Origin of the sequence: Streptomyces sp. NBC_00873 (assembly GCF_045207415.1) — a bacterium.
Lineage (GTDB): Bacteria > Actinomycetota > Actinomycetes > Streptomycetales > Streptomycetaceae > Streptomyces.
Genome location: NZ_CP108803.1, coordinates 2,391,552 through 2,414,441 on the forward strand (window position 1 = coordinate 2,391,552; position 22,890 = coordinate 2,414,441).

At 70.1% G+C, this 22,890-nt stretch carries 20 protein-coding genes and 2 pseudogenes; 7 read left to right on the plus strand and 15 right to left on the minus strand.

Annotated elements, in window-relative coordinates; all coding sequences use genetic code 11:
- Positions 1-10 precede the first annotated feature (10 nt).
- The 8 genes and pseudogenes from OH809_RS10755 to OH809_RS10790 all read right to left on the minus strand — a co-directional run bounded on the left by OH809_RS10755 (position 11) and on the right by OH809_RS10790 (position 7,232).
- Complete coding sequence (locus tag OH809_RS10755; protein WP_406515050.1) at positions 11-745, minus strand: ABC transporter ATP-binding protein; 735 nt, start codon at positions 743-745, stop codon at positions 11-13.
- A gap of 107 nt (positions 746-852) precedes the next feature.
- Entirely contained in the window at positions 853-1,707 is an 855-nt protein-coding gene (locus OH809_RS10760; protein ID WP_406422612.1) for an ABC transporter permease, read from the minus strand.
- A 50-nt stretch (positions 1,708-1,757) separates the two neighbouring features.
- The gene (locus OH809_RS10765; protein WP_406422611.1) at positions 1,758-2,552 is read right to left on the minus strand and encodes a TauD/TfdA dioxygenase family protein; all 795 of its coding nucleotides are present in this window, start codon (positions 2,550-2,552) and stop codon (positions 1,758-1,760) included.
- 112 nt (positions 2,553-2,664) lie between these two features.
- Positions 2,665-3,318 carry a GntR family transcriptional regulator gene (locus OH809_RS10770; RefSeq protein WP_406515051.1) on the minus strand — a complete coding sequence of 218 codons (654 nt, stop codon included), beginning with the start codon at positions 3,316-3,318 and terminating at the stop codon, positions 2,665-2,667.
- Positions 3,319-3,961: 643 nt separating this feature from the next.
- A pseudogene (locus OH809_RS10775) lies at positions 3,962-4,276 on the minus strand (TOPRIM nucleotidyl transferase/hydrolase domain-containing protein); the annotation flags it as partial.
- Between the two features lie 139 nt (positions 4,277-4,415).
- Positions 4,416-5,000, minus strand: a complete 585-nt coding sequence (locus tag OH809_RS10780; RefSeq protein WP_406422608.1) for a rhodanese-like domain-containing protein — start codon at positions 4,998-5,000, stop codon at positions 4,416-4,418.
- Between the two features lie 429 nt (positions 5,001-5,429).
- Entirely contained in the window at positions 5,430-6,815 is a 1,386-nt protein-coding gene (locus tag OH809_RS10785) for a rhodanese-like domain-containing protein (RefSeq protein ID WP_406422607.1), read from the minus strand.
- Between the two features lie 93 nt (positions 6,816-6,908).
- Entirely contained in the window at positions 6,909-7,232 is a 324-nt protein-coding gene (locus OH809_RS10790; RefSeq protein WP_406515052.1) for a rhodanese-like domain-containing protein, read from the minus strand.
- 717 nt (positions 7,233-7,949) lie between these two features.
- On the opposite strand from OH809_RS10790, the gene OH809_RS10795 reads away from it, so the two are divergent.
- Complete coding sequence (locus OH809_RS10795; RefSeq protein ID WP_406515053.1) at positions 7,950-9,206, plus strand: DUF6056 family protein; 1,257 nt, start codon at positions 7,950-7,952, stop codon at positions 9,204-9,206.
- Here OH809_RS10795 and OH809_RS10800 read toward each other — a convergent pair.
- Complete coding sequence (locus tag OH809_RS10800; protein ID WP_406422604.1) at positions 9,181-10,320, minus strand: PP2C family protein-serine/threonine phosphatase; 1,140 nt, start codon at positions 10,318-10,320, stop codon at positions 9,181-9,183. The two genes, OH809_RS10795 and OH809_RS10800, sit on opposite strands and share 26 nt — an antisense overlap.
- Before the next feature lie 150 nt (positions 10,321-10,470).
- Between OH809_RS10800 and OH809_RS10805 the strand changes: the two genes are divergently transcribed.
- The gene (locus OH809_RS10805; RefSeq protein WP_406422603.1) at positions 10,471-10,971 is read left to right on the plus strand and encodes a DUF6069 family protein; all 501 of its coding nucleotides are present in this window, start codon (positions 10,471-10,473) and stop codon (positions 10,969-10,971) included.
- An 18-nt stretch (positions 10,972-10,989) separates the two neighbouring features.
- Positions 10,990-11,187: pseudogene (locus tag OH809_RS10810) on the plus strand (FAD-dependent oxidoreductase); the annotation flags it as partial.
- Positions 11,188-11,246: 59 nt separating this feature from the next.
- Here the strand turns inward: OH809_RS10810 and OH809_RS10815 are convergent.
- Together OH809_RS10815 and OH809_RS10820 are read right to left on the minus strand one after the other, a co-directional pair.
- A complete protein-coding gene (locus tag OH809_RS10815) occupies positions 11,247-11,648 on the minus strand; it encodes a RidA family protein (RefSeq protein ID WP_406515054.1) in 402 nt (133 codons plus the stop codon).
- Positions 11,645-12,844, minus strand: a complete 1,200-nt coding sequence (locus OH809_RS10820) for an acyl-CoA dehydrogenase family protein (protein WP_406422601.1) — start codon at positions 12,842-12,844, stop codon at positions 11,645-11,647. The genes OH809_RS10815 and OH809_RS10820 overlap by 4 nt, the downstream gene beginning before the upstream one ends.
- Before the next feature lie 87 nt (positions 12,845-12,931).
- Between OH809_RS10820 and OH809_RS10825 the strand changes: the two genes are divergently transcribed.
- From OH809_RS10825 to OH809_RS10835, 3 genes are read left to right on the plus strand one after another with little or no spacing between them, the layout of a single operon-like run.
- Positions 12,932-14,563, plus strand: coding sequence for an AMP-binding protein (locus tag OH809_RS10825; protein ID WP_406515055.1), 1,632 nt, complete (start codon positions 12,932-12,934; stop codon positions 14,561-14,563).
- 4 nt (positions 14,564-14,567) lie between these two features.
- Positions 14,568-15,380: a PaaX family transcriptional regulator C-terminal domain-containing protein gene (locus OH809_RS10830; RefSeq protein WP_406422599.1), complete on the plus strand. Its 813-nt coding sequence runs from the start codon at positions 14,568-14,570 to the stop codon at positions 15,378-15,380.
- A gap of 60 nt (positions 15,381-15,440) precedes the next feature.
- Complete coding sequence (locus OH809_RS10835; protein WP_406422598.1) at positions 15,441-16,277, plus strand: GNAT family N-acetyltransferase; 837 nt, start codon at positions 15,441-15,443, stop codon at positions 16,275-16,277.
- 81 nt (positions 16,278-16,358) lie between these two features.
- Here OH809_RS10835 and OH809_RS10840 read toward each other — a convergent pair whose 3' ends face one another.
- Entirely contained in the window at positions 16,359-18,695 is a 2,337-nt protein-coding gene (locus OH809_RS10840; RefSeq protein ID WP_406422597.1) for a bifunctional salicylyl-CoA 5-hydroxylase/oxidoreductase, read from the minus strand.
- A 4-nt stretch (positions 18,696-18,699) separates the two neighbouring features.
- The gene (locus OH809_RS10845) at positions 18,700-19,527 is read right to left on the minus strand and encodes an enoyl-CoA hydratase family protein (protein ID WP_406422596.1); all 828 of its coding nucleotides are present in this window, start codon (positions 19,525-19,527) and stop codon (positions 18,700-18,702) included.
- 225 nt (positions 19,528-19,752) lie between these two features.
- Here OH809_RS10845 and OH809_RS10850 point away from each other — a divergent pair, with 225 nt between their 5' ends.
- The gene (locus OH809_RS10850) at positions 19,753-20,205 is read left to right on the plus strand and encodes an ATP-binding protein (RefSeq protein WP_406515056.1); all 453 of its coding nucleotides are present in this window, start codon (positions 19,753-19,755) and stop codon (positions 20,203-20,205) included.
- 28 nt (positions 20,206-20,233) lie between these two features.
- Here the strand turns inward: OH809_RS10850 and OH809_RS10855 are convergent, their stop codons facing one another.
- Together OH809_RS10855 and argF are read right to left on the minus strand one after the other, a co-directional pair.
- Positions 20,234-21,682: an amino acid permease gene (locus OH809_RS10855; RefSeq protein WP_406425252.1), complete on the minus strand. Its 1,449-nt coding sequence runs from the start codon at positions 21,680-21,682 to the stop codon at positions 20,234-20,236.
- A 203-nt stretch (positions 21,683-21,885) separates the two neighbouring features.
- Positions 21,886-22,890, minus strand: coding sequence for an ornithine carbamoyltransferase (gene argF, locus OH809_RS10860; protein ID WP_406422594.1), 1,005 nt, complete (start codon positions 22,888-22,890; stop codon positions 21,886-21,888).

Consider the following 22,890-nt stretch of genomic DNA (forward strand, 5'->3'; position numbering starts at 1 on the left):
CGCCGCGCGTTCACCGGCGCAGGTGGACACGGAGCCGCTCAAGGATGTCCTGATAGGTCGAGTTCATCGTGATGTGTGTCAGATCCCGCGGCCGCTCGATGTCGATCACGACGTCGTCGAGGACGCCCCCCTCCCCCATGAGCACGACGCGATCGGCGAGTGCGACGGCCTCGCCGAGATCATGCGTGACGAACATGACCGTGCGGTGCTCCTCCCGCTGCCACAGGTCGAGGAACTCGTTCTGGGCGGATCGCCGCGTGTTGACGTCAAGAGCGGCGAACGGCTCGTCCATGAGGAGCAGTTCGGGGTCGAGGGCCCAAGTCCTGGCCAGCGCGACCCGCTGCCGCATCCCCTGGGAGAGCTGCCAGGGGAAGTGCTTCTCATGGTCTGCGAGGTGGACGGTCGAGAGCCAGTGGGAAGCTGTCTCCTTCCGTTTGGCGGTGGGCTTCACCCCGCGCAGCTCCAGGCCGTACTGCACGTTGCCCAATGCGGTGCGCCAGGGGAGCAGGGCATCACGGGCGAGCATGAAACCCATCCGCTTGCGGGCGGCTTTGGGAGCGGACCCGAGGACGGTGACCGAGCCGTCGGTTGCCTCGACGAGACCGGCCGCCATGTTGAGCATGGTCGTCTTGCCGCAGCCGCTCCGGCCGACGACAGCCACGAACTGCCCGGCGGGTATCGTCAGGTTGAGCTCTTTGAGGATCGTGCGGACCCCGCCGTCGGCGGAGGGAAAGGTGACGGTCACGTTTTCGAACGTCACGGCGTCAGCCGGGCGCGCGCTGCCATGAAGTGCCGACGTGTCAGTCACGGCGGGATCTGTCTCGGATGTGTGTGCTCGGGCTGGCATGGCGTTCACCGCTCTTCCGGGGGCTGCCAACTGAGCAGCCGTGCCTCGATGGCGCCCATGAGTTGGTTGAGAATGACAGCGATCACGGCCAGCAGGATGAGGATCGCGTACACAGCCTCCATCCGGAAGATGGCGGAATAGTTCGCAATCAGTTGGCCAAGACCGTTTTCGGCGGAGATCAGCTCGGAGCCCACGACACCGAGCAGTGAGTAGATCAGGCCGAGGCGCAAGGATGCGAAGATGGCCGGCGTCGCGACGGGGAAGAAGATCTTCGTGAACAACTGGAACTTGTTCACTCCGAGGACGGCCGACAACCGGAGCCACTCCGCATCGGCGGACCGTATCCCCGCTCGCGCCCCTGACATGACGATGAAGAAGACGAGGGTCGTGGCAAGCGCCACCTTGGCCCACAGCCCGATCCCGAACGCCACGATGAACAGCGGCGCCAGGGCGATCCGCGGCATGGAGTTCACGGCCTCCAGGTAAGGCGTGAGGATTCGCTCGGTGGTGGGCAGGAGGCCCAACGCGAGCCCGGCGACGACGCCGGCGATCCCCGCCATGACCCAGGCCAGCAGCACCGCCGCCATCGTCGCCTTGGTGTTGGACCACAACTCCCCGGACTCCGCGGCAGTTGTGAGGTAATTCCACGACTGCGCCGGGGTCTTGGAGAGAACGGGGTCCAAGATGCCCGCGCTGGTGACCCCTTGCCACAGACCGAACCAGGCGAGCAGCAGGATGACCTGCCATGCGCGCACCTTGATCCGTCCGCGCTTGCGAGGAGTGGAGGAGGGTCGGCCTTGCCCTTCGGTGGCTCCGGCTAGCCCCACGGGAACGGGGGACTTGGTGTTGCTGGAGGTCATGGAGTCTCCGTCTCGGGGAAATGCGTCAACAGGATCACGATGCCCGTCGCTCAGACCGGGGCCTCGCCGTGGAGCGTGATCCGGTTGAGGGCCCGCGGCTGGTCGCCGTAGTCGTGGACGGCGTAGTGCATCGTGCAGCGGTTGTCCCACATCACGAGGTCACCGGGCTGCCAGCTGTGCCGGTACACGTTGTCCGGGGTGACGGACTGGTTGTACAGGAACTCCATGAGAGGGTCGCTCTCCTCCCTGGTCCAGCCTTCGATGCAGGTGTTCTCAAGGTGGCCGACATAGAGGGCCTTGCGCCCGGTCTCCGGGTGCGTGCGCACGAGGGGGTGCACTGCTTGCGGCCGCTCCTCCTCGGGAATTCCCATCATCCGGCCGAGCCGAATGCCGCGGAAGCGCACGCGCAGGGTCTCCAGAACACGCCGTAGATCGGGCGAGAGCCGTTCGAAAGCGAGGTACTGGTTCGACCACAGGGTGTCGCCACCCACCGGAATGGTGACGGCCGAGAGGATCGAGATCTTCGGCGGGACCGCCTCGAACGTCGCGTCGTAGTGCCAGGCCTCGGTGGCCGTGGTCTCCTTCTTGACGTCGGTGATCTGGACGACGCCCGGAGCTTCTGGGAGCGGGTTGAGCATGGCTGTGACGACCGGCTCTCCCCAGTTGCGGGCGAACTTCGCGTGCGCCGGCGGCTCAAGGTGCTGCCCCCGGAAGACAAGCATGCAGTATTCCAGGAACGCGTCCCGAAGCACGGTGCGCGTTGCGTCGTCAAGGTCCTGGCTCAGGCGAACCCCTTCGACCGACGCGCCGATCGACCCGGTCAGTGGGGTGATATTAGGGGTCATGGCTTTCTCCGCAATCGACGTCGACAGGGATGGACTCAACCCCCGCTAAGGATTGATGTCGACAAGAATAAGGAAGGCCTGAGCACTGTCAACCCTGTGAACCGAACCTGGTTCAGTCCGATGTGTCGGAGTCTTCGAGAGCCGCCAGGGCGGCATCACGGACTCGCTCGATGCGAGCCTCGGCGATCCGCACCACTAGGGCGACCTCGCCCGCCGCCACCGCGGTGCGAAGGGCGTGCCAGCTCTCGAGGGACCGCGGGATGTTCCCCGGATGGTGCGCCAATCCCAAACGCACATATCGGAACGTTTGGAGGGAGACGGACTGCAACAGGTCCGCGAGGGTCTCGTTGCCCGCCACCGCCGCGATCGAGGAGTTCAGCAGGAATGTCGCCGTCGCATAGTCGTCGGCGGACTCAGTGACAGACCTCTCGACCGCCGGCATGTGGGCGTTCAGAACCGCGAGCAGCCGCTTCGGATCCCGGTTCATCTCCTCCCGAAGGAGAATTCCGTACAACGCGATCCGGACATCGAAGACGTTGCGTACCTCCTTGGCTGTCGGCGCAGTGACAAGCGCACCCCGCCGCGCCTGGAACTCGACGAGCCGATCCCGCTCGAGAATGCGCAGTGCTTCACGGACCGGGGCCCGACTGACGCCAAGAATCGCACAAATATCCTGCTCGAGCAGGCGCTGGCCGGCGTGGACGAGGTCGAAGGCGATAGCACAGGCCAGCCGGGCAGCGATTTGTTCGGCCAGGGAGACCGCCACCTGTGTGCTGGAGCGATGCCTAAGCACTGACTGCTCCACGGCCGTCATCCGTTGATCACGGGGCAGAAGCAGTCCGGACAGGTCAGGCAGGTCCTGCGTCCGTTTGCGTGCCAAGGCGCAGCCCTCTTCCTCGCTCGGTATCGTCGGTCAACGTCAACACCGACCGCGCGGACCATACATTACCGGCCCCGTGCAAGTCCGACGTCTGCCAGCAGCCATGCGGACAGCACTCGATCGTACCGTTGGTCGAACTGCTGAATACGCTGCCACAGATGGCCGCGATCAAGTCGATGCGCTTTGACCGTCCTCCTCGTACGCGGCTCCGCACCAGCTCATGACGCCGCCTGGAGCGTCAGCCGGCACCCCCTCGACGACATCGTCCTGGCCTACATGAGCACGAGCAGCCGGTCCGCAGCCGCGAGCCGCGACCTCCTACCTGTCACCCTGGAGACCTCTTGGTGATCTGGCTGACCTGGCGCCAATTCCGCATACAGGTAGGCATGTTCATGACCGGGGTGAACCGCCCCTGCTCGGTCGTGGACGCGTACGACAACGCCCTGATGGAATCGACGATCGGTTTGTTCAAGACCGAGTTGATCAAGCCCCGGCGTCCCTGGAAGTCACTGTCCCAGGTCGAGTTGGCGTCGCACAGTCCCGTGAGGCGGAGGCCCAGGCCGGGTGGCCCGAGGAGGCGGGCGAAGTGCCCGACGCTCATCGCACCGCCCATCGGTAGGACGCAGACTCCTTCGGCCGCCAGGTTCCGGCCACGGCTCGCAGCCCGTGCGCTGACCGCTGCGGCGTCACTCGGCCCTTCCAGCAGGACGGTTTTCCGGACGGACAGCCGCGCGGCCAGCTCACGCGCGGGGTCACTGGGGCCGCCGACCGCCCATGCGGTGACCGTCTCGTGGTCGCGTGCCGGCGGGGTCGGCGGAGCGGCGGCCCGGCGTCGCGCCCGCACGGCACGCGAGGTCAGCACGATCGTGGCAATGCCCGCGACGGTCCAGGTCAGAGGGTGGGCACGGTGGGGATCGAGCCTCCGCCGCCGAGGATGCCGAGACTGATCCCGACAAGCAGGGATGCCGCGATGACGACCGCGATCACGGCTTGTCCCGCAGGGCTGCGATGACGGTGCGGATGTCGGTGCGCGGGCCGCGGTTGTAGGGCAGCTTGGCCAGCAGCATGCCCATGGCGCAGCTGTTGCTGAGGGCCGCGTAGGTCAGGCCCGCGCCGACGGCGGTGCCGATCAGGTGGATGCCGGGCACCAGCAGGCCGGCGAGCCCGGTGGTCAGCACGATGGATCCGGCGACGAGCCGGACCTGGCGTTCCATGTCCCAGCGGGCGGAGCCGTAGTTGACGGGGGCGCCCGCAGTCTCCCAGGCGATCATGCCTCCGTCCAGGACGCGCAGGTTCGGCAGTCCGGCCTCGGCGAGGGCGGCTTCCGCCTGTGAGGCGCGGGTGCCGGAGCGGCAGACGAGGACGACGTCTTCGTCGAGGTGGCTGAGGAGTTCGGCGCGGTGCTCGCGCAGGGTGGCCATGGGCACGTTGTAGGCGCCGGGTATGTGGACGGTGCGGAACTCGCCGGGAGTGCGGACGTCCAGAAGGCGGGGCCCGCGGCCTTCCCGGATGAGCCGCTGAAGGGCGGCGGAGTCGATTGCGGCGGCGCGGGAGGCGTTGCTGGTCATGGGGGCTCCATAGGTAAACGGACACATACCCAGGGGGTTCACAACTACTGGGCAAGCACATCGTTTTGGCGAACATGGACACGATTGGGTGAACGGTGTGACGAGCTGCGGGTATGCCCGGCGGGGTGTGCGTAACGTATTCGGTGCGATCTGGGACGCCGGGTGTGGCGTCAGCAGTCGGGGCCCCCGTTCTACCAGAGAGATGGTTCGGGGCCTCCCCGTCGCCTCTGGCCACACCCACATGGCCAGGTCGTAGGGATTCCGCCCGCCTGGGACGGACCGCATACGGGATATGCGTCGCCGACCGGGACGCGAAAGCAGAGGGCCAGTGCGCCCAAGACCGTTCGGGGCGTACCGGTGAGCCAGGACTCACTCCTGCCCACTGCCCAGGAACGGTATGCAAATGAGTAGGGGTGGCCAGGACTGGGGTCAGGCGTCGGCAGGTTCGGTCAGCAGCGCCCATGCGGCGTAGCCGCCGAGGATGTCGGAGACGTCGGAGAAGCCGTTATGGCGCAGCAGGCTTGCGGCGATGGAGGAGCGGTGACCGCCCGCGCAGTGCAGGACCAACGCACGGTCGCGCGGGATCTCCCCCAGGTGGCGGGGCAGCTCGCCGAGGGAGATGTGCAGCGAGCCGTCGATGAATCCCGCCGCGCGCTCTCCGCAGGTGCGAACGTCGACCACGAGCGGGGGCTCTCCACTCTCCAGAGCGGTACGGAGCTGGGCGGCGGTCAGCCGGCCGGCGGGGCCGACCTCGTCCCCCAGCGCCGCGAGGGCGTCGTCGGGATTGCGCAGATAGCCGGCCACCCGGTCGAAGCCGATCCGGGCGAGACGGGTGACCACTTCCTCCTCGCGGTTCTCCGGCGCGATGACCAGCAGTTCCGCGTCGGGCGCGAGCACGGTTCCGGCCTGCTCGGCGAACCGGCCGTCGGCCGGCACATTGATCGACCCGCGCAGGTGCCCGGCACCGAACTCCTGCGGGCCGCGGGCGTCGACCACCACGGCCCCGGCCCCGCGCAGCGCCGAAAACTCCTCAACGGTCAGCGGCCGGGGCGCCGCGGCCGGGTTGTACAGCTCACGATCCTTGCGGTTGAGTTCGGCGTCGTAGGAGAAGTAGCTCGGCGCCGCGGACTGGCCCACGGTGACGAGGGCCACGAAGTCCTCTTGACTCATGGGCGCGCAGGCGTAGTTGGTGGCACGCTGCTCGCCGATGGTGGACTGCTTCTCGGTGGAGAGATTCTTGCCGCAGGCGGAGCCCGCGCCATGGGCGGGGAAGACCCGGACCTCGTCCGGCAGGCCCATCAGCTTGTTCTGGACGCTGTCGTGGAGCATCGCGCCGAGCTCCTCGGCGGTCACGCCCACCGAGGCGAGCAGGTCGGGCCGGCCCACGTCACCGATGAACAGCGCGTCGCCGGTCAGTACCCCGTACGGGACGGTGTCGGTGGCGTGCTCATGGACCAGGACGCTGATCGACTCCGGGGTGTGCCCGGGGGTCTCCATGATCTCAAGAGTGACGTCGCCGAGGCTGACGCGCTCGCCCTCGGTGAGCTTGCGGATGGAGTACTCGGTCTCGGCGCGATGGCCGTAGCCGATCCAGGCGCCGGTGCGGGCCGCCATCTCCAGGTGTCCTGCGACGAAGTCGGCGTGGAAGTGGGTGTTGATGACGCCGACGACAGTGAAGCCGCGGGTCTCGGCATCGGCCATGTACTCCGAGATGTCCCGGCGAGGGTCGACGACCACGGCCTGCCCGCTGGTCTCGTCCGCGATCATGTACGACGCCTGGGAGAGGCAGTCGAGGTAGTACTGGGTGAAGAACACAGGAACCCTCCGCGAGGATGAATATATACCCCTAGGGGTATATTGCTCAAAAGTAAACCGGCGGAACGCCCGCCCGGACGGCGGGCACTTCCTTCACGCGGCTCCGGGCGCCCGTCCGGTGACGGGCGGGCGGCCCGTGCGGGCCCAGTCGCCGGTGCCGCCGGCGACCGAGATGGCATCCGCGCCGGCGGCAGCCAGGCGCTCGGCGGCCCACTGACTACGGTTGCCACTGGCGCAGATCACGTGGACCGGCCGATCCTTGGGCACCTCGCCCACCGCGGCGGCGAGGGTGGACAGTGGGGCGAGTCGCGCTCCGGGCACATGGCCGGCCCGGTACTCCTCCGACTCCCGCACGTCCAGGACGAGCGCTCCCTCGGCCCACGCCGCCGCGAACGCATCCAGATCCACTTCACGCACCGCGATCCCCTCGGCTCCATATACCCCCCTGGGTATTTGTTGATGACGACAGTAGGCACGCCGGGTCGCAGATGTCAAATACCCCTGGGGGTATAAATTCGAGGGGTGCAGCGGCTCGCGAACGAGGGAGCCGACCGACCGCCGGAGGCGGATGTCACAGAGCGGGCCAGGTCGGCACAATATACCCAGGGGGGTATCCTGCACTCAGGGAAGAACCGGGAACGGAGGGCTCCCTTAACTGTTGCCGCGGCCGCCCAGGACTCCGCGTTCCCACCGCGGCGTGCCGTCCGTGCGCCGGCAGCGGGCCGGTGGCCGGCAGAGCCCCGGCACCGCAACGGATTTCAGCATCCGCCATTCGGATGAAGCTACGGTCGCCTCTGCGTGTGCGGAGACCGGGCTGCCCGCCGCCCCGTATCAGATAGCGGCGATGACCACGGTTCGAGAAGCACGATGACGGCCCCCGGCCCGGCACGGGAGGTGGCCCCCGGTGCCTCACGGACAGGCCTTCCGGAGCAGCCGCGCGAACGGGGACGGACGGTGCCCGGCAGGACGGCGAACGCCCGTCCCTTACCGGCGTGGAGGACGCTCTGGCCGGCTGCGCTCTGTCTCCTGCCACTTGGTCTTCTCGGGGCGGCGGCGTGGTACGGACGGTGGGTCCGGCCCGGTGCGGACGAGTGGTGCTTTCTGCCCGTCGTGCGGGACGAGGGGCTCCCCGGGATGGTCGGGAAGTTCTATCTCGGGGACAACGGGCGGATCGCGAACGCCGTTCTGGTCTGGGCGTACGGGACGTTCGGCGTCGCGGGGCACCAGTGGTTCGGGCTGGTCAGCTGTGTGGTCACGCTGGGGATCGTGTGGACAGTGACCGTATCGGCGCTGCGCCGGGGCGGTCTGACGGCGCCACGCGGAGTCCCCTTGCTCGTGGCGTCGATGGTGACGGCCGTCTTTCTGTTCGCGACACCCAACACGTACAAGACGTTCTACTGGCCCGCGTCGTCCGTCTCGCACACCATGGCGCCGGTGCTCGCCTGTGCCGCGGCCGTTCCGCTGCTCCGGGCCCGCTCGCGCGGGGGGAGGCGCTGCGCGCTGGTCGCCGTTCTCGTGGCGGGTCTCTGCCTGGGGACGCTTTCGGAAGAGGCGTCCGTCGTCGTGCTCGTTGTCCTGTCGGCCGTTCTGCTGCTCCTCGTCGGGCGGCGCCGTGCCTATGTGCGGGGCTGGTGCCTGGCGGGCATGGCGGGGACCGTGACCGGGACGCTCGTGCTCTACACGTCGCCGGGCGCGAGGATCCGGCGGGAGCGATTCCACACGGACGGGGTGTCCTTCCTCGCGCCCGACTCACTTCTCGGGTCCCTGCGCGGCTTCGGGCACATCCTGGGAACGCTCCTCACCACGTGGGCCTATCTGGGGGCGGTCGCGGCGGGGGTCCTGCTGGGGCTGCTCATCAGGGGGCCCGGTGGGCGGCGCGTGGTCCTGCCGGAGCGCTGGCCGCTGCTGTCCTGCGCCGGTGTCCTCGCGTTCCTGGTCTCCGGCTATCTCTGCACGGTCGTCGCGTATCCCGCCTTCGGCGACAGCGTGATGACCTCCTCACGGATCTGGAACGACTACCTCCTGCTGTACGTCGCGGTGCTCGTCGGGGTCGGCGCGCTGGTGGGACTCGCCCTGGGTCTGCGCCTGCACCGCACCGGTGCGGTGCAGGCGGCCGGTGCGGGGGTGTGCGCCGTCGTGTGCCTCGCGCTCGCTGTCCCGCTGGGGCGGCTCGAACATGACATGCGCGTACGGGCGGTGAAGTGGGACCGCCAGGACCGGTGGATGCGCGCGCGTGCCGCGGACGGCGACCGGGTTCTCCCGTACATGCCGTTGTCGGTCGGCGGCATGGTGGAACCTTTCCGTCAGCACGGGCGGAAGGTCTGGCCCGCCACATGCGTCGCCGACTACTACCACCTGGAGCGGATCACCTACTCGCTGCGGCTTCCCTGACCACGCCGGACGCCTTCGTGATCGCGATCATGACGGCGTCGTCGCTCAGGTGCCCACCGGCGTGCCTCAACAGGTCGGTGTGGAGATGCTCGACAAGGGCGTCGGGGCCGGTGCCGTTCCAGGAGGCGAGCCGGTCGGCGAGCGGGTAGAACGTGCCTCTGCGGTCGCGTGCCTCGATGACGCCGTCGGTGTAGAGGAGCAGCAGATCGCCGGGGTGGAAGCCGAAGGTCTCGACCTCGTACTGGTTCTCCGACACCATGCCGAACCCCAGCGGGAGCGCGGGTTCCCTGACCTCCAGTGCCTCGACACGGCCGTCGCCGCGCAGCAGCAGCGGAGGGGGATGTCCGCAGTTCACCAGACGGACGCTGTGGTCCTCCTCGGAGACGTCCAGGACCAGCGCGGTCACGAACGATTCGTCGTACTCCGGATCCGTCTCGGCGAGCTGGGCCATGTTCCAGTACGAGGCGTTGGCGATGTGTGCCACGGCGCCGGGCAGCGAGAGGTTCTCGTACGCCGCCCCGCGGAACGCCCCCACCACCACCGCGGCGTCGTCGACGGCGGCCAGGCCGCTGCCGCGGACGTCGCCGACCACGAGGCGGGTCCCGCCCGGGGCGGGCACCGCGGCGTACAGGTCACCGCCGATCTGGGCCTCCTCCTCGGCCGCGATGTACACGGACGCGATACTCAATGGGCCGATCTGGTGCGGCAGTGGGTGCAGCAGGACCTGTTGCGCCATGACAGCCACCGAGCGCACCCGGTCCAGCTGCCGCTCGTGCCGGTCGAGGGCATAGCGGAACACCACCAGGAACGCGGAGATCACCGCGACGGCGCCGATCTGGGCCTCGTGGCTCGGTGTCCCGACGCCGCCGTGCAGGGCGGCGATGACGACCTGGGCCGCGACGGCCAGCGCTCCGACGACGGCCGTGAGGCCGGGGCCGGCGAAGGAGGCGGCGAGCGCGGGCGCGGCGACGAGGAACGGGCCGAGGTGGATGGACTCCGGGGTGCTTATGTCGATCAGCGCGACGGTCGCGATGAGGGCGAACGGCACGGCGAGCAGCCCCTGGCTCAGCCGCCGGGACGGGCTGAAGCGGTTGTCTCTGTGCCGGACGCGCATATCTTCTGCTTACACCCCTGTCGACCGGTCTGCGCCCCGTCGTCGTCAGGGGGCCCTCAGGTGCGTCACCCGCACGGACCGCGTGCGTTCGCCGACTCCGGTCGCCCGGTCCACGATCGGGGTCCGGGTACCGAGGGGAGAAGACCGATCGTGGACGCATGGGACTCGCAGGACAGCTACGGACAGCCGCAGCAGCGGACCGGATACCTCCGCCCGGAACCGCCCCGGCTCCGTGTCGACGCGGCGCGGCTGTGGGCGGGCGGCGCCATGACCGCCGTCATCGCCGCGCTCACCGCCTTCGTCGGGGTGCTCCTCGTCCGTGGGGTCCTGGACGTGCCCCTCTTCGCGCCGGAGCGCGACGGGGCGATGGGCGACGCCTCGACGGGACTGCTGGCCACCGGGGCCGGGCTGGCAGCGCTGGCGGCCACGGCGTTGGTGCACCTGCTGATCCTCACGACGCGGCAGCCGGGTACGTTCTTCGTCTGCATTGTCGTCCTCGCCACTGCCGTCATGGTGCTGCTGCCCTTCACCACATCGGTCCCGCTGGACGCCAGGATCGGCTCGGCGGCTGTCTGTCTCGCCATCGGGATCGTGATCGGTTCCCTGCTGTCCGCCGCCGGCCGCAGCGCGGTGCGACGCTCGCCCTACTGACGGCCGGATCCGGGGCGTGCGGGGCGTCCGGCCTCGGCGCAGGCCGCTCCGGGTGCGGTGTTCGCCGAGGCGGCGGACTTCCGGCCGGACCCGGAGCGGGCGCACGAGCAGCTCACGGAGCGGCTCTCCGCGTTCTCCTGACCGGTCATCGAGGCCCTCACCACGGTCACCGACCCGTCCGTCGTGGTGTATTCGCGGATCCCCCAGGTGACGGTCGGTCTTACTGATGCGCTTGCCGTGCGGGCGTGGCGCAACGTCACGCCCACACGGTGTTTTCACGGCAGTACGGCGATGCCGTCGAGCTCGACGAGTGCCTGTTCGTCCCAGAGCCTCGCCGCCCCGATGACCGCCATCGCCGGGTAGTCGCGGCCGGCCAGCCGTCGCCAGATCCGCCCGAGTTCGGGGGCGTGTGCGCGGTAGTCGGCGACATCCGTGGCGTAGACGGTCACCCGCGCCAGATCGGCCGGGGAGCCCCCGGCCGCGCGGAGCGCGGTGAGCAGATTGGTCAGGGCCGTCGCGAACTGCTCGGGCAGCGTGTCGCCGATGACCTTGCCTTCCCGGTCGAGGGCGGTCTGCCCGGCCAGGAGGACCAGGCGGCTGCCGGTGGCCGTGACGGCGTGCGAGAAGCCCGTGGGCGGGGACAGCTCGGCGGGGTTGATCCGGTGGATCGGGCTCATTCGGGCGGCTCCTGATTCACGGTCGGCGTCCGGTGCGAGGCCGGCGTCCGATGCGCGGTCTCCGTCGGCGTCGCGGTCTCCGTCGGTGTCGCGTACAGCTCCTTGGCGATGATCGTGCGCTGGACCTCGCTGGCGCCCTCGTAGATCCGCGGGGCGCGCACCTCCCGGTAGAGGTGTTCGAGCAGATGGCCGCGGCGCAGTGCGCGTGCGCCGTGCAGCTGGACGGCTGCGTCGACGACGTACTGCGCCGCCTCGGTGGCGTACAGCTTCGCCATCGCCGCCCGGCCCGGTACGCCGGGCTCCCCCGCGTCGTACGCCGCCGCGGCCGCGTACACGAGGAGCCGGGCGGCCTCCGTGCGGGTGGCCATCTCGGCGACCTGGTGGGAGACGGCCTGCAGCTCCTTCAGCGGACCGCCGAACGCGGTGCGTTGCGCAGTGTGGGCGAGGGTCGCGTCGAGGGCGGCGCGGGCCATGCCGACAGCGAACGCGCCGACGCTGGGACGGAACAGGTTGAGGGTGTTCATGGCGACCCCGAAGCCGCGGTCCGGTTCGCCGAGCACATCGTCGGGCGTGACCCGAACCCCGTCGAAGGCGAGGGCGCCGATCGGGTGCGGGGAGAGCATGTCGAGGGCGGTGCCGGTCAGTCCCGGGCGGTCCGCCGGGACCAGGAACGCGGTGACGCCGCGGGCTCCGGCGCCTGGTGTCGTACGGGCGAAGACGGTGTAGAAGTCCGCCTCGGGGGCGTTGGAGATCCAGCACTTCTCACCGGTCAGCCGCCAGCCGTCCGGGGCATGCTCGGCCGCCAGGGCGAGCGCCGCGGCGTCGGAGCCGGCGCCGGGCTCGCTCAGTGCGAAGGCGGCGACGGCACGCCCGGCCCGCACCTCGGGAAGCCAGCGCGCCCGGTGGGCCGGGGTACCCGCCTGGACCAACGGGTATGTGCCGAGTCCCTGGAGGGCCAGCGCGGTCTCGGCCTCCGTGCAGCCGCGGGCGAGGGACTCCCGCAGCAGGCAGAGGTCGAGGGCGCCGGAGGAGAAAAGGCGGTCGAGCAGGCCGAGTTCACCGAGGGCGGCGATCAGCGGGCGGTTGACGTGCCCCGGTTCACCCTTCTCGGCGAGGGGGCGCAGCTCCTGTTCGGCCAGGGCGCGCAGCTCTTCGCACCAGGCGGTCTGTGCCGGATCGAGTGAGAATGCCGTCATACGGCGCCTCCCCTGTCCCCTATCGCGAACTGTTGACTACCGTCATTCAAACGATACGCTCCAAGGGCGACAAGGGGGCGATCCGTTATGGACCCGAAGACCTCAGCGCACCTCGACACCTTTGCCCGGGAGCATCTGCCACCGCCAAACCAGTGGCCGGAACTGGTCTTCGACCTGCCCGAGCTGAACTATCCGGACCGGCTGAACTGCGCCGCCGAGCTCCTCGACGGCACGGTCGCCCGCCTCGGTCCCGACCGCCCCGCCTTCCATACGCCCCAGGGCGAAATCTGGAGCTACGGGGAGCTCCAGGACCGGGTCGACCGGATCGCCCATGTCCTCACCTCCGATCTGGGGATCGTCCCCGGCAACCGGGTTCTGCTCCGCGGCCCCACCACGCCCCACCTCGCCGCCTGCTGGCTGGCCGTGCTGAAGGCGGGCGCGATCGCGGTGACCGTACTGGCCCAGCAGCGGGCCCAGGAGCTCGCCACCATCTGTTCGATGGCCCGGGTCGGTCATGCGCTGTGCGACATCCGGTCGGTCGACGACCTGGTGAAGGCGGGGGTACCGGGGCTGCGGATCACGGTGTACGGAGGTGGCGGCCCCGGCGATCTGCTGCACCTGGCCGAGGGGCGGCCGGGACCGTACCGTGCCGTGGACACGGCCGCGGACGATGTCGCGCTGATCGCGTTCACCTCGGGCACCACCGGACGTCCCAAGGGCTGCATGCACTTCCACCGCGATGTGCTGGCCATCGCCGACACCTTCTCCCGCCACGTCCTGCAGCCCTGTCCCGACGACGTGTTCGCGGGCAGTCCGCCGCTCGGCTTCACCTTCGGGCTCGGCGGTCTGGTGGTCTTCCCGCTGCGGTCCGGGGGGTCGGCCCTGCTGCTGGAACAGGCCGGTCCGCGGCAGCTGCTGCCCGCGCTGGCCGCCCACCGCGTCTCGGTCCTGTTCACCGCACCGACCGCCTACCGCGTCATGCTCGACCACCTCGACAAGCACGATCTCGCCGCGCTGCGGCGCTGCGTGTCGGCGGGCGAGAACCTGCCCGTGGCGACCTGGCAGTCCTGGTACGAGCGGACCGGCCTGCGCATCATCAACGGCATAGGCGCCACCGAACTGCTGCACATCTTCATCTCCGCCGCCGACGACGTGATCCGTCCCGGCACCACCGGGGTTCCCGTGCCCGGCTGGGAGGCGCGCGTGCTGGACCGGGACGGCCGGGCGGTGCCCGACGGGGAGCCGGGGCTGCTCGCCGTACGCGGCCCGGTCGGCTGCCGCTATCTCGCCGACATCCGCCAGTCGGAGTACGTACAGCACGGCTGGAACCTCACCGGCGACACGTACACACGTGACAGCGACGGCTACTTCCACTACGTCGCGCGCGCCGACGACATGATCATCTCCTCCGGGTACAACATCGCGGGTCCCGAGGTCGAGGACGCCCTGCTGCGCCATCCCGAGGTCGCCGAGGTGGCGGTGGTCGGGCATCCGGACGAGCTGCGCGGGCAGATCGTGGTGGCGTACGTGGTGCTGCGCGAGGGCGGTGGAGCGTCGGCCGACGAGCTGCGCACACACATGAAGAACGAACTCGCCCCCCACAAATGCCCGCGTGTCATCGAATTCGTGCCGGCGCTCCCCCGGACCGCCACCGGCAAGCTGCAGCGGTTCCGGCTGCGGAGCGAAGGGGACCGGACCGGCGCACGGGACCTAGAGTGATCACGTGGCCGAGCAGCACACCCCCAGATCCCTGATCGTCACCCTCTACGGCGCGTACGGTCGTGCCCCCGGCAATGCACCGCTGCCGGTGGCCGAACTGATCCGGCTGCTGTCCGTCCTCGGTGTCGACGCCCCGTCCGTACGCTCCTCCGTCTCCCGGCTGAAGCGGCGGGGGCTGCTCGTCCCCGCGCGTACCGTGAGCGGCGCGGCCGGGTACGCGCTGTCGTCCGACGCCCGCCAGCTGCTGGACGACGGCGACCGGCGGATCTATGCGCACCCGTCGCCGCCGCTCCAGGACGGCTGGGTGCTCGCCGTCTTCTCCGTACCGGAAGCGGAACGGCACAAGCGGCACCTGCTGCGCTCGCGGCTGGCCCGGCTCGGCTTCGGCACGGCGGCGCCCGGGGTGTGGATCGCGCCCGCCGCGCTGTACGACGAGACCCGGCACACGCTGGAGCGGCTGGAACTCGCCCCGTATGTGGACCTGTTCCGCGGGGAACACCTCGGCTTCGCCGCGACGCGGGAGTCCGTGGCGCGCTGGTGGGACCTCGACGCCATCGCCCGGCTCCACGTGGACTTCCTGGAGCAGCACGAACCGGTGCTGCGGGCCTGGGAGTCACGCACCGGCGCCCCTGACCCCGAGACCGCCTACCGGGACTATCTGGCGGCCCTGGACTCGTGGCGACAGCTGCCGTACGCCGATCCCGGCCTGCCGGACGAGCTGTTGCCGAAGGAGTGGCCCGGGGGCCGGTCGGCGGAGGTGTTCGGGCTGCTGCACGCCCGGCTGCGGGACGCGGGGGCGCAGTTCGTACGGTCATGACCTGCCGCAGGCGCCGAAATGCAGGTGCTCCCGACGCCCCGCGCCCGGCAGGATGAAATCATGACCTGGACCTTTACGGATGATGTCGAAGCATTCCTGGACGTGGCGGGCGCCTCGCTGGCGGCCCGCCCCGCCGAGAACACCCTGCTACTGACCGTCACCGCAACCCTGCGGCGCAGCGGCCCGCACGCGTACGGCGAGGCCGCGCCGTTGCTGGGCTGGTGGCGCGGGCCGGACGGCGAGGTCGCGGGAACACTGGTGCACACTCCGCCCCATCCCCCGCTGCTGGGCACGGTCGCCCCCGAGGCCCTCGTCCCACTGACCACGGCACTCCGCCTGACCAGCGTCAACGCGGACCGCCCCACCGCCGAGGCACTGGCCGTCGGCTGGCCCGGCCACCGCATCGAGCAGGAACAACGGCTCTACCGGCTCGACGAGTTGATCCCACCGTCCCCCGCCCCCGAGGGCGCCCCGAGGACCGCCACGACCGCCGACCGCGCACTGCTCCTGGCCTGGCATCTCGCCTTCGCCGAAGAGATCGGCGAGCCCGGCACCCACGCCGAGCGGCTGGTGGACGAGCGGACGGCGTCCGGCGGGCTGACACTCTGGGAGGCCGGTGATGCCCCGGTCTCGATGGCGGGCATCTCACCCCGGGTAGCGGGCACGGTACGGGTCGCGACCGTGTACACACCACCGGAGTACCGGGGCCGCGGTTATGCGGCAGCGGTGACGGCGGACGTCAGCCGGGCGGCACGGGAGGCGGGCGCGGCCGAGATCCTGCTGTTCACGGACCTTGCCAATCCGACCAGCAACGGCGTATATCAACGCATCGGGTTCCGGCCCGTCTCGGACCGGCTGCTGATCAGTGCGCAGGACACCGGCGTGGAGGAGAGATGAACGAGTCCGGTGAGGTGAGGACCGAGCACTGGCGCGGCTCCCCGCATCCGGATCCCTGCCGGTGCCACGAGTGTCTCGCGCTCACCCCAGGGTGAGCCGCGGCTTCGGTGCGTCCGTGCGGCCCGTCGGGGGTGTGCGGCTGCCCGCGCGGTACGGGAGCGGCCAAGGCGCGCCCGGTCCGGCATAGCCCTGGTCGGCCGCCGCGTGCAGGGTCCAGTGCGGGTCGTAGAGGTGCGGGCGGGCCAGGGCGCAGAGGTCGGCGCGGCCCGCCAGCAGCAGGGAGTTGACGTCGTCCCAGGACGAGATCGCGCCGACCGCGATGACGGGCGCGACCAGGGTGTTGCGGATCCGGTCGGCGTACGGGGTCTGGTACGAGCGGCCGTACTCGGGGCGTTCGTCCGGGACGACCTGGCCGGTGGAGACATCGATGGCGTCGGCGCCGTGTGCGACGAACGCGCGGGCGATCTCGACGGCGTCCTCGGCCGTCGTGCCGCCGTCGGCCCAGTCGGTGGCGGAGATCCGGACGGTCATGGGCCGGTCGTCGGGCCACTCGGCGCGGACCGTGTCGAAGACTTCGAGGGGGAAGCGGAGTCGGTTCGACAGCGGTCCGCCGTAGGTGTCGGTGCGTCGGTTGGTGAGCGGCGAGAGGAAGCCGGAGAGCAGGTAGCCGTGCGCGCAGTGGAGTTCGAGCAGATCGAAGTCGCAGGTGACGGCGTACCGGGCGGCCGCGGCGAACTGGGCGCGGATGACCTCGAGTCCGGCCCGGTCCAGGGCGTGCGGGACCTGGTTGACTCCTTCCGCGTACGGGATCGGGGAGGCGGCGGTCAGGGGCCAGTTGCCCACGTCGAGCGGCTGGTCGATGCCGTCCCACATCAGTTTGGTGGAGCCCTTGCGCCCGGAGTGGCCGAGCTGGATGCCGATCGCCGTGCCGGGCGCCGAGGTGTGGACGAAGTCGGTGATCCGGGTCCAGGCGGCCGCCTGTGCGGGGGTGTAGAGGCCGGCGCAGCCGGGGGTGATACGCCCCTCGGCGCTGACGCACACCATCTCGGTCATGACGAGCCCGGCGCCGCCGAGTGCGCGGGCGCCCAGGTGGACGAGGTGGAAGTCGCCGGGGACGCCGTCGACCGCCGAGTACATGTCCATCGGCGAGACGACGACACGGTTGCGGAGTTCGAGACCGCGCAGCCGCAGCGGGGTGAACATCGGCGGGGTGTCCGGGGCGCAGCCGAACTCCTCCTCGACGGCCGCGGTGAAGCCGGCGTCGCGCAGCCGCAGGTTGTCGTGGGTGACGCGGCGGCTGCGGGTGAGGAGGTTGAAGGCGAACTGGCGGGGCGCCTGGTCGACGTACGTACCGATCTCCTCGAACCAGCGCAGGCTGGCCGCGGCGGCGCGCTGGGTGGATTCGACGACGGGGCGGCGCTCGGTCTCGTACGCGGCGAGGGCGGCGGGCAGGTCGGGCTGTTCCTCGATGCAGGCGGCGAGCGCGAGGGCGTCCTCGACGGCGAGTTTCGTGCCGGAGCCGATGGAGAAGTGGGCGGTGTGGGCGGCGTCGCCGATGAGGACCGTGTTGGCGTGCGACCAGCGGGCGTTGACGACGGTACGGAAGGTGAGCCAGGAGGAGTGGTTGGAACGCAGCGGGCGGCCGCCGAGGACATCGGCGAAGATTTTGGCGCAGCGTTCCGTCGAGGCTGCGGCGTCCATGGTGTCGAGCCCGGCCGCGCGCCAGACCTCCTCGCGCATCTCGACGATGACGGTGGAGGCACCGGATTGGTTCGGCGGCCCGGAGGGCCTCGTCGAGGGGTGTTGGTCGGGCGACGGGCGGGCGTACGGGTAGGCATGCAGCTGCATCACGCCGTGTTCGGTCTCCGCGATCTCGAAGCGGAAGGCGTCGAGGGCGAAGTCGGCGGCGAGCCAGATGTAGCGGTTGCGGTGGGTGGTGAGGGTGGGCCGGAAGGTGTCGGCGTACGCCTCGCGGGTGGCGCTGTGCACCCCGTCGGCGGCGATCACCAGATCGTGCGTCGCGGCGAGTTCGGCGGCGGGCGGGGCCTCTTCGCGGAAGCGGAGCCGTACCCCCAGCGACCGGCAGCGCTCGTGCAGGATCTCCAGGAGCCGTCGGCGGCCCAGCGCCGCGAAGCCGTGACCGCCGGATGTCTGGGTCCGGCCGCGGTGGACGATGTCGATGTCGTCCCACCGCACGAACTCGGCCTGGAGCGCCCGGTACACCACGGGGTCGGCGTGCTCGATACCGCCGAGCGTCTCGTCGGAGAGGACGACACCGAATCCGAACGTGTCGTCCGGGGCGTTGCGCTCCCAGACGGTGATGGAGCGCTCCGGGTCCAGGCGCTTGAGGAGCGCCGCGGCGTAGAGTCCGCCGGGGCCGCCGCCGATGACCGCGATCCGCCTCGTGCCGTACCGCATCGCGTTACCTGCCCTGCCATTTCGGCGGCCGCTTCTCCGTGAACGCGGCGTGGAACTCGGCGTAGTCGTCGCCGTGCATCAGCAGCGCCTGGGTGGCGGCGTCCATCTCGACGGCGGCGGCGAGCGGCATGTCGAGTTCGGCGGTGAGCAGCGCCTTGGTCTGGGCGATGGCGAGGGCGGGTCCTTCGGCGAGGCGGTGGGCGAGCGCCGCGGCCCGTGCGTCGGCCTGCCCCTCCTCGGTCAGCTCGCTGATCAGCCCGATCCGTTCCGCCTCGGGGGCGCGGACCTGCTCGCCGAGCATCAGCAGCCGGGTGGCATGGCCGAGACCGACGACGCGCGGCAGCAGATACGCCGCCCCCATGTCGCCGCCGGAGAGTCCGACCCGGGTGAAGAGGAAGGCGAACCGGGCGGACGGGTCGGCGACGCGGAAGTCGGCTGCCAGCGCGAGGACGGCACCGGCGCCCGCGGCGACCCCGTGGACGGCTGCGACGACGGGGAAGGGGCACTCGCGCAGCGCCCGTACGACCTGTCCGGTCATGCGGTTGAAGTCGAGCAGCTGCGCGGTGTCCATCGCCAGGGTTGCGCCGATGATCTCGTCGACGTCGCCGCCGGAGCAGAAGCCGCGCCCCTCGCCGGCCAGCACGAGGGCGCGCACGGAGCGTTCGCGGGACAGCTCGGCAAGGAGGTCGCGCAGATCGGCATAGGCGCCGAAGGTGAGCGCATTGAGTTTCTCGGGGCGGGCGAGGGTGACGGTGGCGACGCCGTCGTCCGTCGTCAGCCGCAGATGGCGCCAGTGCTCCGTGCGCGGCGCGGAGCTGGGAAACGGGCTCATGGAGGGTGGTCCCCTTCAGCCGTCGGGCTGCTACCTGCTCTCGAATTTATCACTCATCGGTGACTCCCGTCACGACTACGCAATAAGGCGGCGGTGAGGGCGAAGTGGCGAAAGTCCCATTCGTACCGGTCGCCCGCCCCTTGTCTGCGCCGTTGCACTTCGTATGGTTGAAACCGAGAAGTCTTGAGCTCCAGAAAGTCGTGACCTCCGGAACGGAAACCTGCCGTGCCCCCCGATGGACCGATCCCCGCCTCCTGGCGTATCGCACTGCCGCACTCGACGGCGGCAGTGCCGATCGCCCGCGCCCTGATCCGTACGGCGCTGACGGACATCGGCACCTCGGCCGACTCCCTCGACACCGCGGAGCTCCTCACCGCCGAACTGGTCACCAACGCCGTGGAACACACCGTCGGCGACGGTCCGATCGAGCTGGTGGTGGAGGTTCTGGAGACCGGCTGGCAGGTGGAGGTCCACGACCGCGACCCGGCTCCGCCGGGCGATCTCTCCCGGCCCGGTCCGGGCGGCGAACCAGACCCCTGGCAGGAACACGGCCGGGGCCTGCTGCTGATCCGCACCCTCAGTTCGTCCTGCGGCCATCGCACGACGGAACACGGCAAGGCGGTCTGGTTCACCCTGCCGTCGCATCAGCCTCAGTCCCAGGGGGTGTCCGGCGGATGATCCGCCGGACACCCCCTGGCGGGCGCTCTCAGGCCCGGTCCGCACCGGCCAGCCGCGACCGGCGTCGCCCGTAGCAGGCGTACACCGCCGCGCCGACCAGCAGGAAGACCGCGAACTGCAGCCAGGTCGCCCAGCCCGTCCCGTACATCAGATAGAGGCAGAAGCCGACGCCCAGGATCGGGCTGGCCGGATAGAGCGGCACCCGGAAGGAACGCTTCAGCCCGGGGTGGCTGCGGCGCAGCGCGACCACCGCGACATTGACCGCCACCATGGTGGCGAGCGTGCCGATGGTGGTCAGGTTCACCACCGCGTCGAGGGACGCGAAGGCCGCCGGAACGGCAAAGACGACGGCGACGATCCAGGTGTTGGCGACGGGCGTCGCGGTCCGCGGCGAGACGCGTTCGAAGACCCGCGGGACCAGGCCGTCGCGGGACATCGACATCAGGATGCGGGTCTGCCCGTACATCACCGCGAGCACGACGGACGCGATGGCGACGACCGCACCGAAGGCGACGATGCCGCCGCCGACGGTCGAGTCGGTGACCTGGTCGACGATCAGCGAGAGCGCGGCCGGCTTGCCGGAGACGGCATCCGCGCCGAGTGCCCCGATGGCGGTCAGGGCGACCGCGCAGTAGAGCAGGGTGGCGACGCCGATGCAGATCATGATCGCGATCGGGATGTTCCGGCGGGGGTTCTTGACCTCTTCGCCGGCGGTGGTGATGGCGTCGAAGCCGATGTACGAGAAGAACGCCAGCGAGGCGCCGGAGGTGATCCCGGCCACACCATGGGTGGCGAACGGCGAGAGGTGTCCTGCCTCGAACGCGGTGAATGCGATGGCGCAGAAGGCGATCAGAATGCCGATCTTGAGGACGGCCATCGCGGCCGTGGCGCCCGCGCTCTCCCGGACGCCGCGCACCAGCAGGGTGGCTGCCATCATGATCACCACGACGGCGGGGAGGTTGATCACGCCGCCGTCGCCGGGCCCGGCGGACAGGGCGGCGGGCAGGTGCCAGCCGACGAGGCTGTTCAGCAGCTCGTTGACGTACTGGCTCCAGCCGACCGCGACCGCGGAGACCGAGACGCCGTACTCCAGCAGCAGGCACCAGCCGACGAGGAACGCGGTGCGTTCGCCGAGGGTGGCGTAGGCGAAGGAGTAGGAACTGCCGGAGACCGGGATCGCACCGCCCAGCTCGGCGAAGGAGAACGCGGTGAAGATGCAGGTGATCGCGGCGAGGACGAAGGAGACGACGACGGCGGGACCGGCCTCGGCGACGCTGCCGGAGAGGCCGACGAAGATGCCGGTTCCGACGATGGCGCCGATGCCGAAGCACACGAGCTGAAAGAGCCCCATGGTGCGCTTGAGGCCGTGCCCCTCCAGGTCGGCGCCGGATTCGGCGACCAGCTGGGTGGGGCTCTTGATGCGCAGTCCCGGCCGGGGCGACAGGCTCTGCGGGCGGAGCGGACTCACGGGGATGATCTCTTCTCTGGTGGAGCATGTGGGGGCGTGCGCGCGGAGCTGGTGGGGGGCTCCGGCCGGCTCCGTGGGGGGGAACGCGTCAGACACGACAGTGGGGTCCGAGCCCGCGAGCTCGAACCCCACCAAGTGGAACCATCGTAACCAATTGCCTGCATGTTCACCCAATCGGGCGCATGTTCATACAGACCCTGGGCAGCGACCCGTCAGGCGGCGGCCAGGGTCGCCACCAGGACGGCCTTGATCGTGTGCATCCGGTTCTCGGCCTCGTCGAAGACGATCGAGTGCGAGGACTCGAAGACCTCGTCGGTGACTTCCAGCTCGGTCAGCCCGTGGGCGGCATGGATCTCGCGGGCGACCTTGGTGCCGAGGTCGTGGTAGGCCGGGAGGCAGTGCAGGAACTTCACCTCGGCGTTCCCGGTGGCGTTCAGGACGTCCATGGTGACGGCGTACGGCGCGAGCGCGGTGATGCGCTCGGCCCAGACCTCCTTGGGCTCGCCCATGGAGACCCAGACGTCGGTGGCGACGAAGTCGGCGCCGCGGACGCCCTCGGCGACGTCCTCGGTGAGCGTGACGGTCGCACCGCTGGCCTCGGCGAGCTTGCGGGCCTGCGCGACGATCTCCTCGGCCGGCCAGTAGGGCTTCGGGGCGACGATCCGGACGTCCATGCCCAGCAGCGCACCGGTGACCAGGTACGAGTTGCCCATGTTGAAGCGGGCGTCGCCGAGGTAGGCGAAGGCGATCCGCTCCAGCGGCTTGTCGCTGTGCTCGGTCATCGTGAGGACATCGGCGAGCATCTGGGTCGGGTGCCAGTCGTCGGTGAGCCCGTTGAAGACGGGAACCCCGCCGTACGCCGCGAGCTCCTCGACGGCCGCCTGGCTGTCACCGCGGTACTCGATGCCGTCGAACATCCGGCCGAGTACACGGGCGGTGTCCTTCACCGACTCCTTGTGGCCCATCTGCGAGCCCGAGGGATCGAGGTACGTGGTCGAGGCACCCTGGTCGGCGGCGGCGACCTCGAAGGCGCAGCGAGTGCGGGTCGAGGTCTTCTCGAAGATCAGCGCGATGTTCTTGCCGCGCAGCCGCTGCACCTCCGTACCCGACTTCTTGGCCGCCTTGAGCTCGGCGGCCAGGTCGATCAGGCCGCGGAACTCCTCGGCCGTGAAGTCCAGCTCCTTGAGGAAGTGGCGGCCTGCGAGGTCTATGGCCAT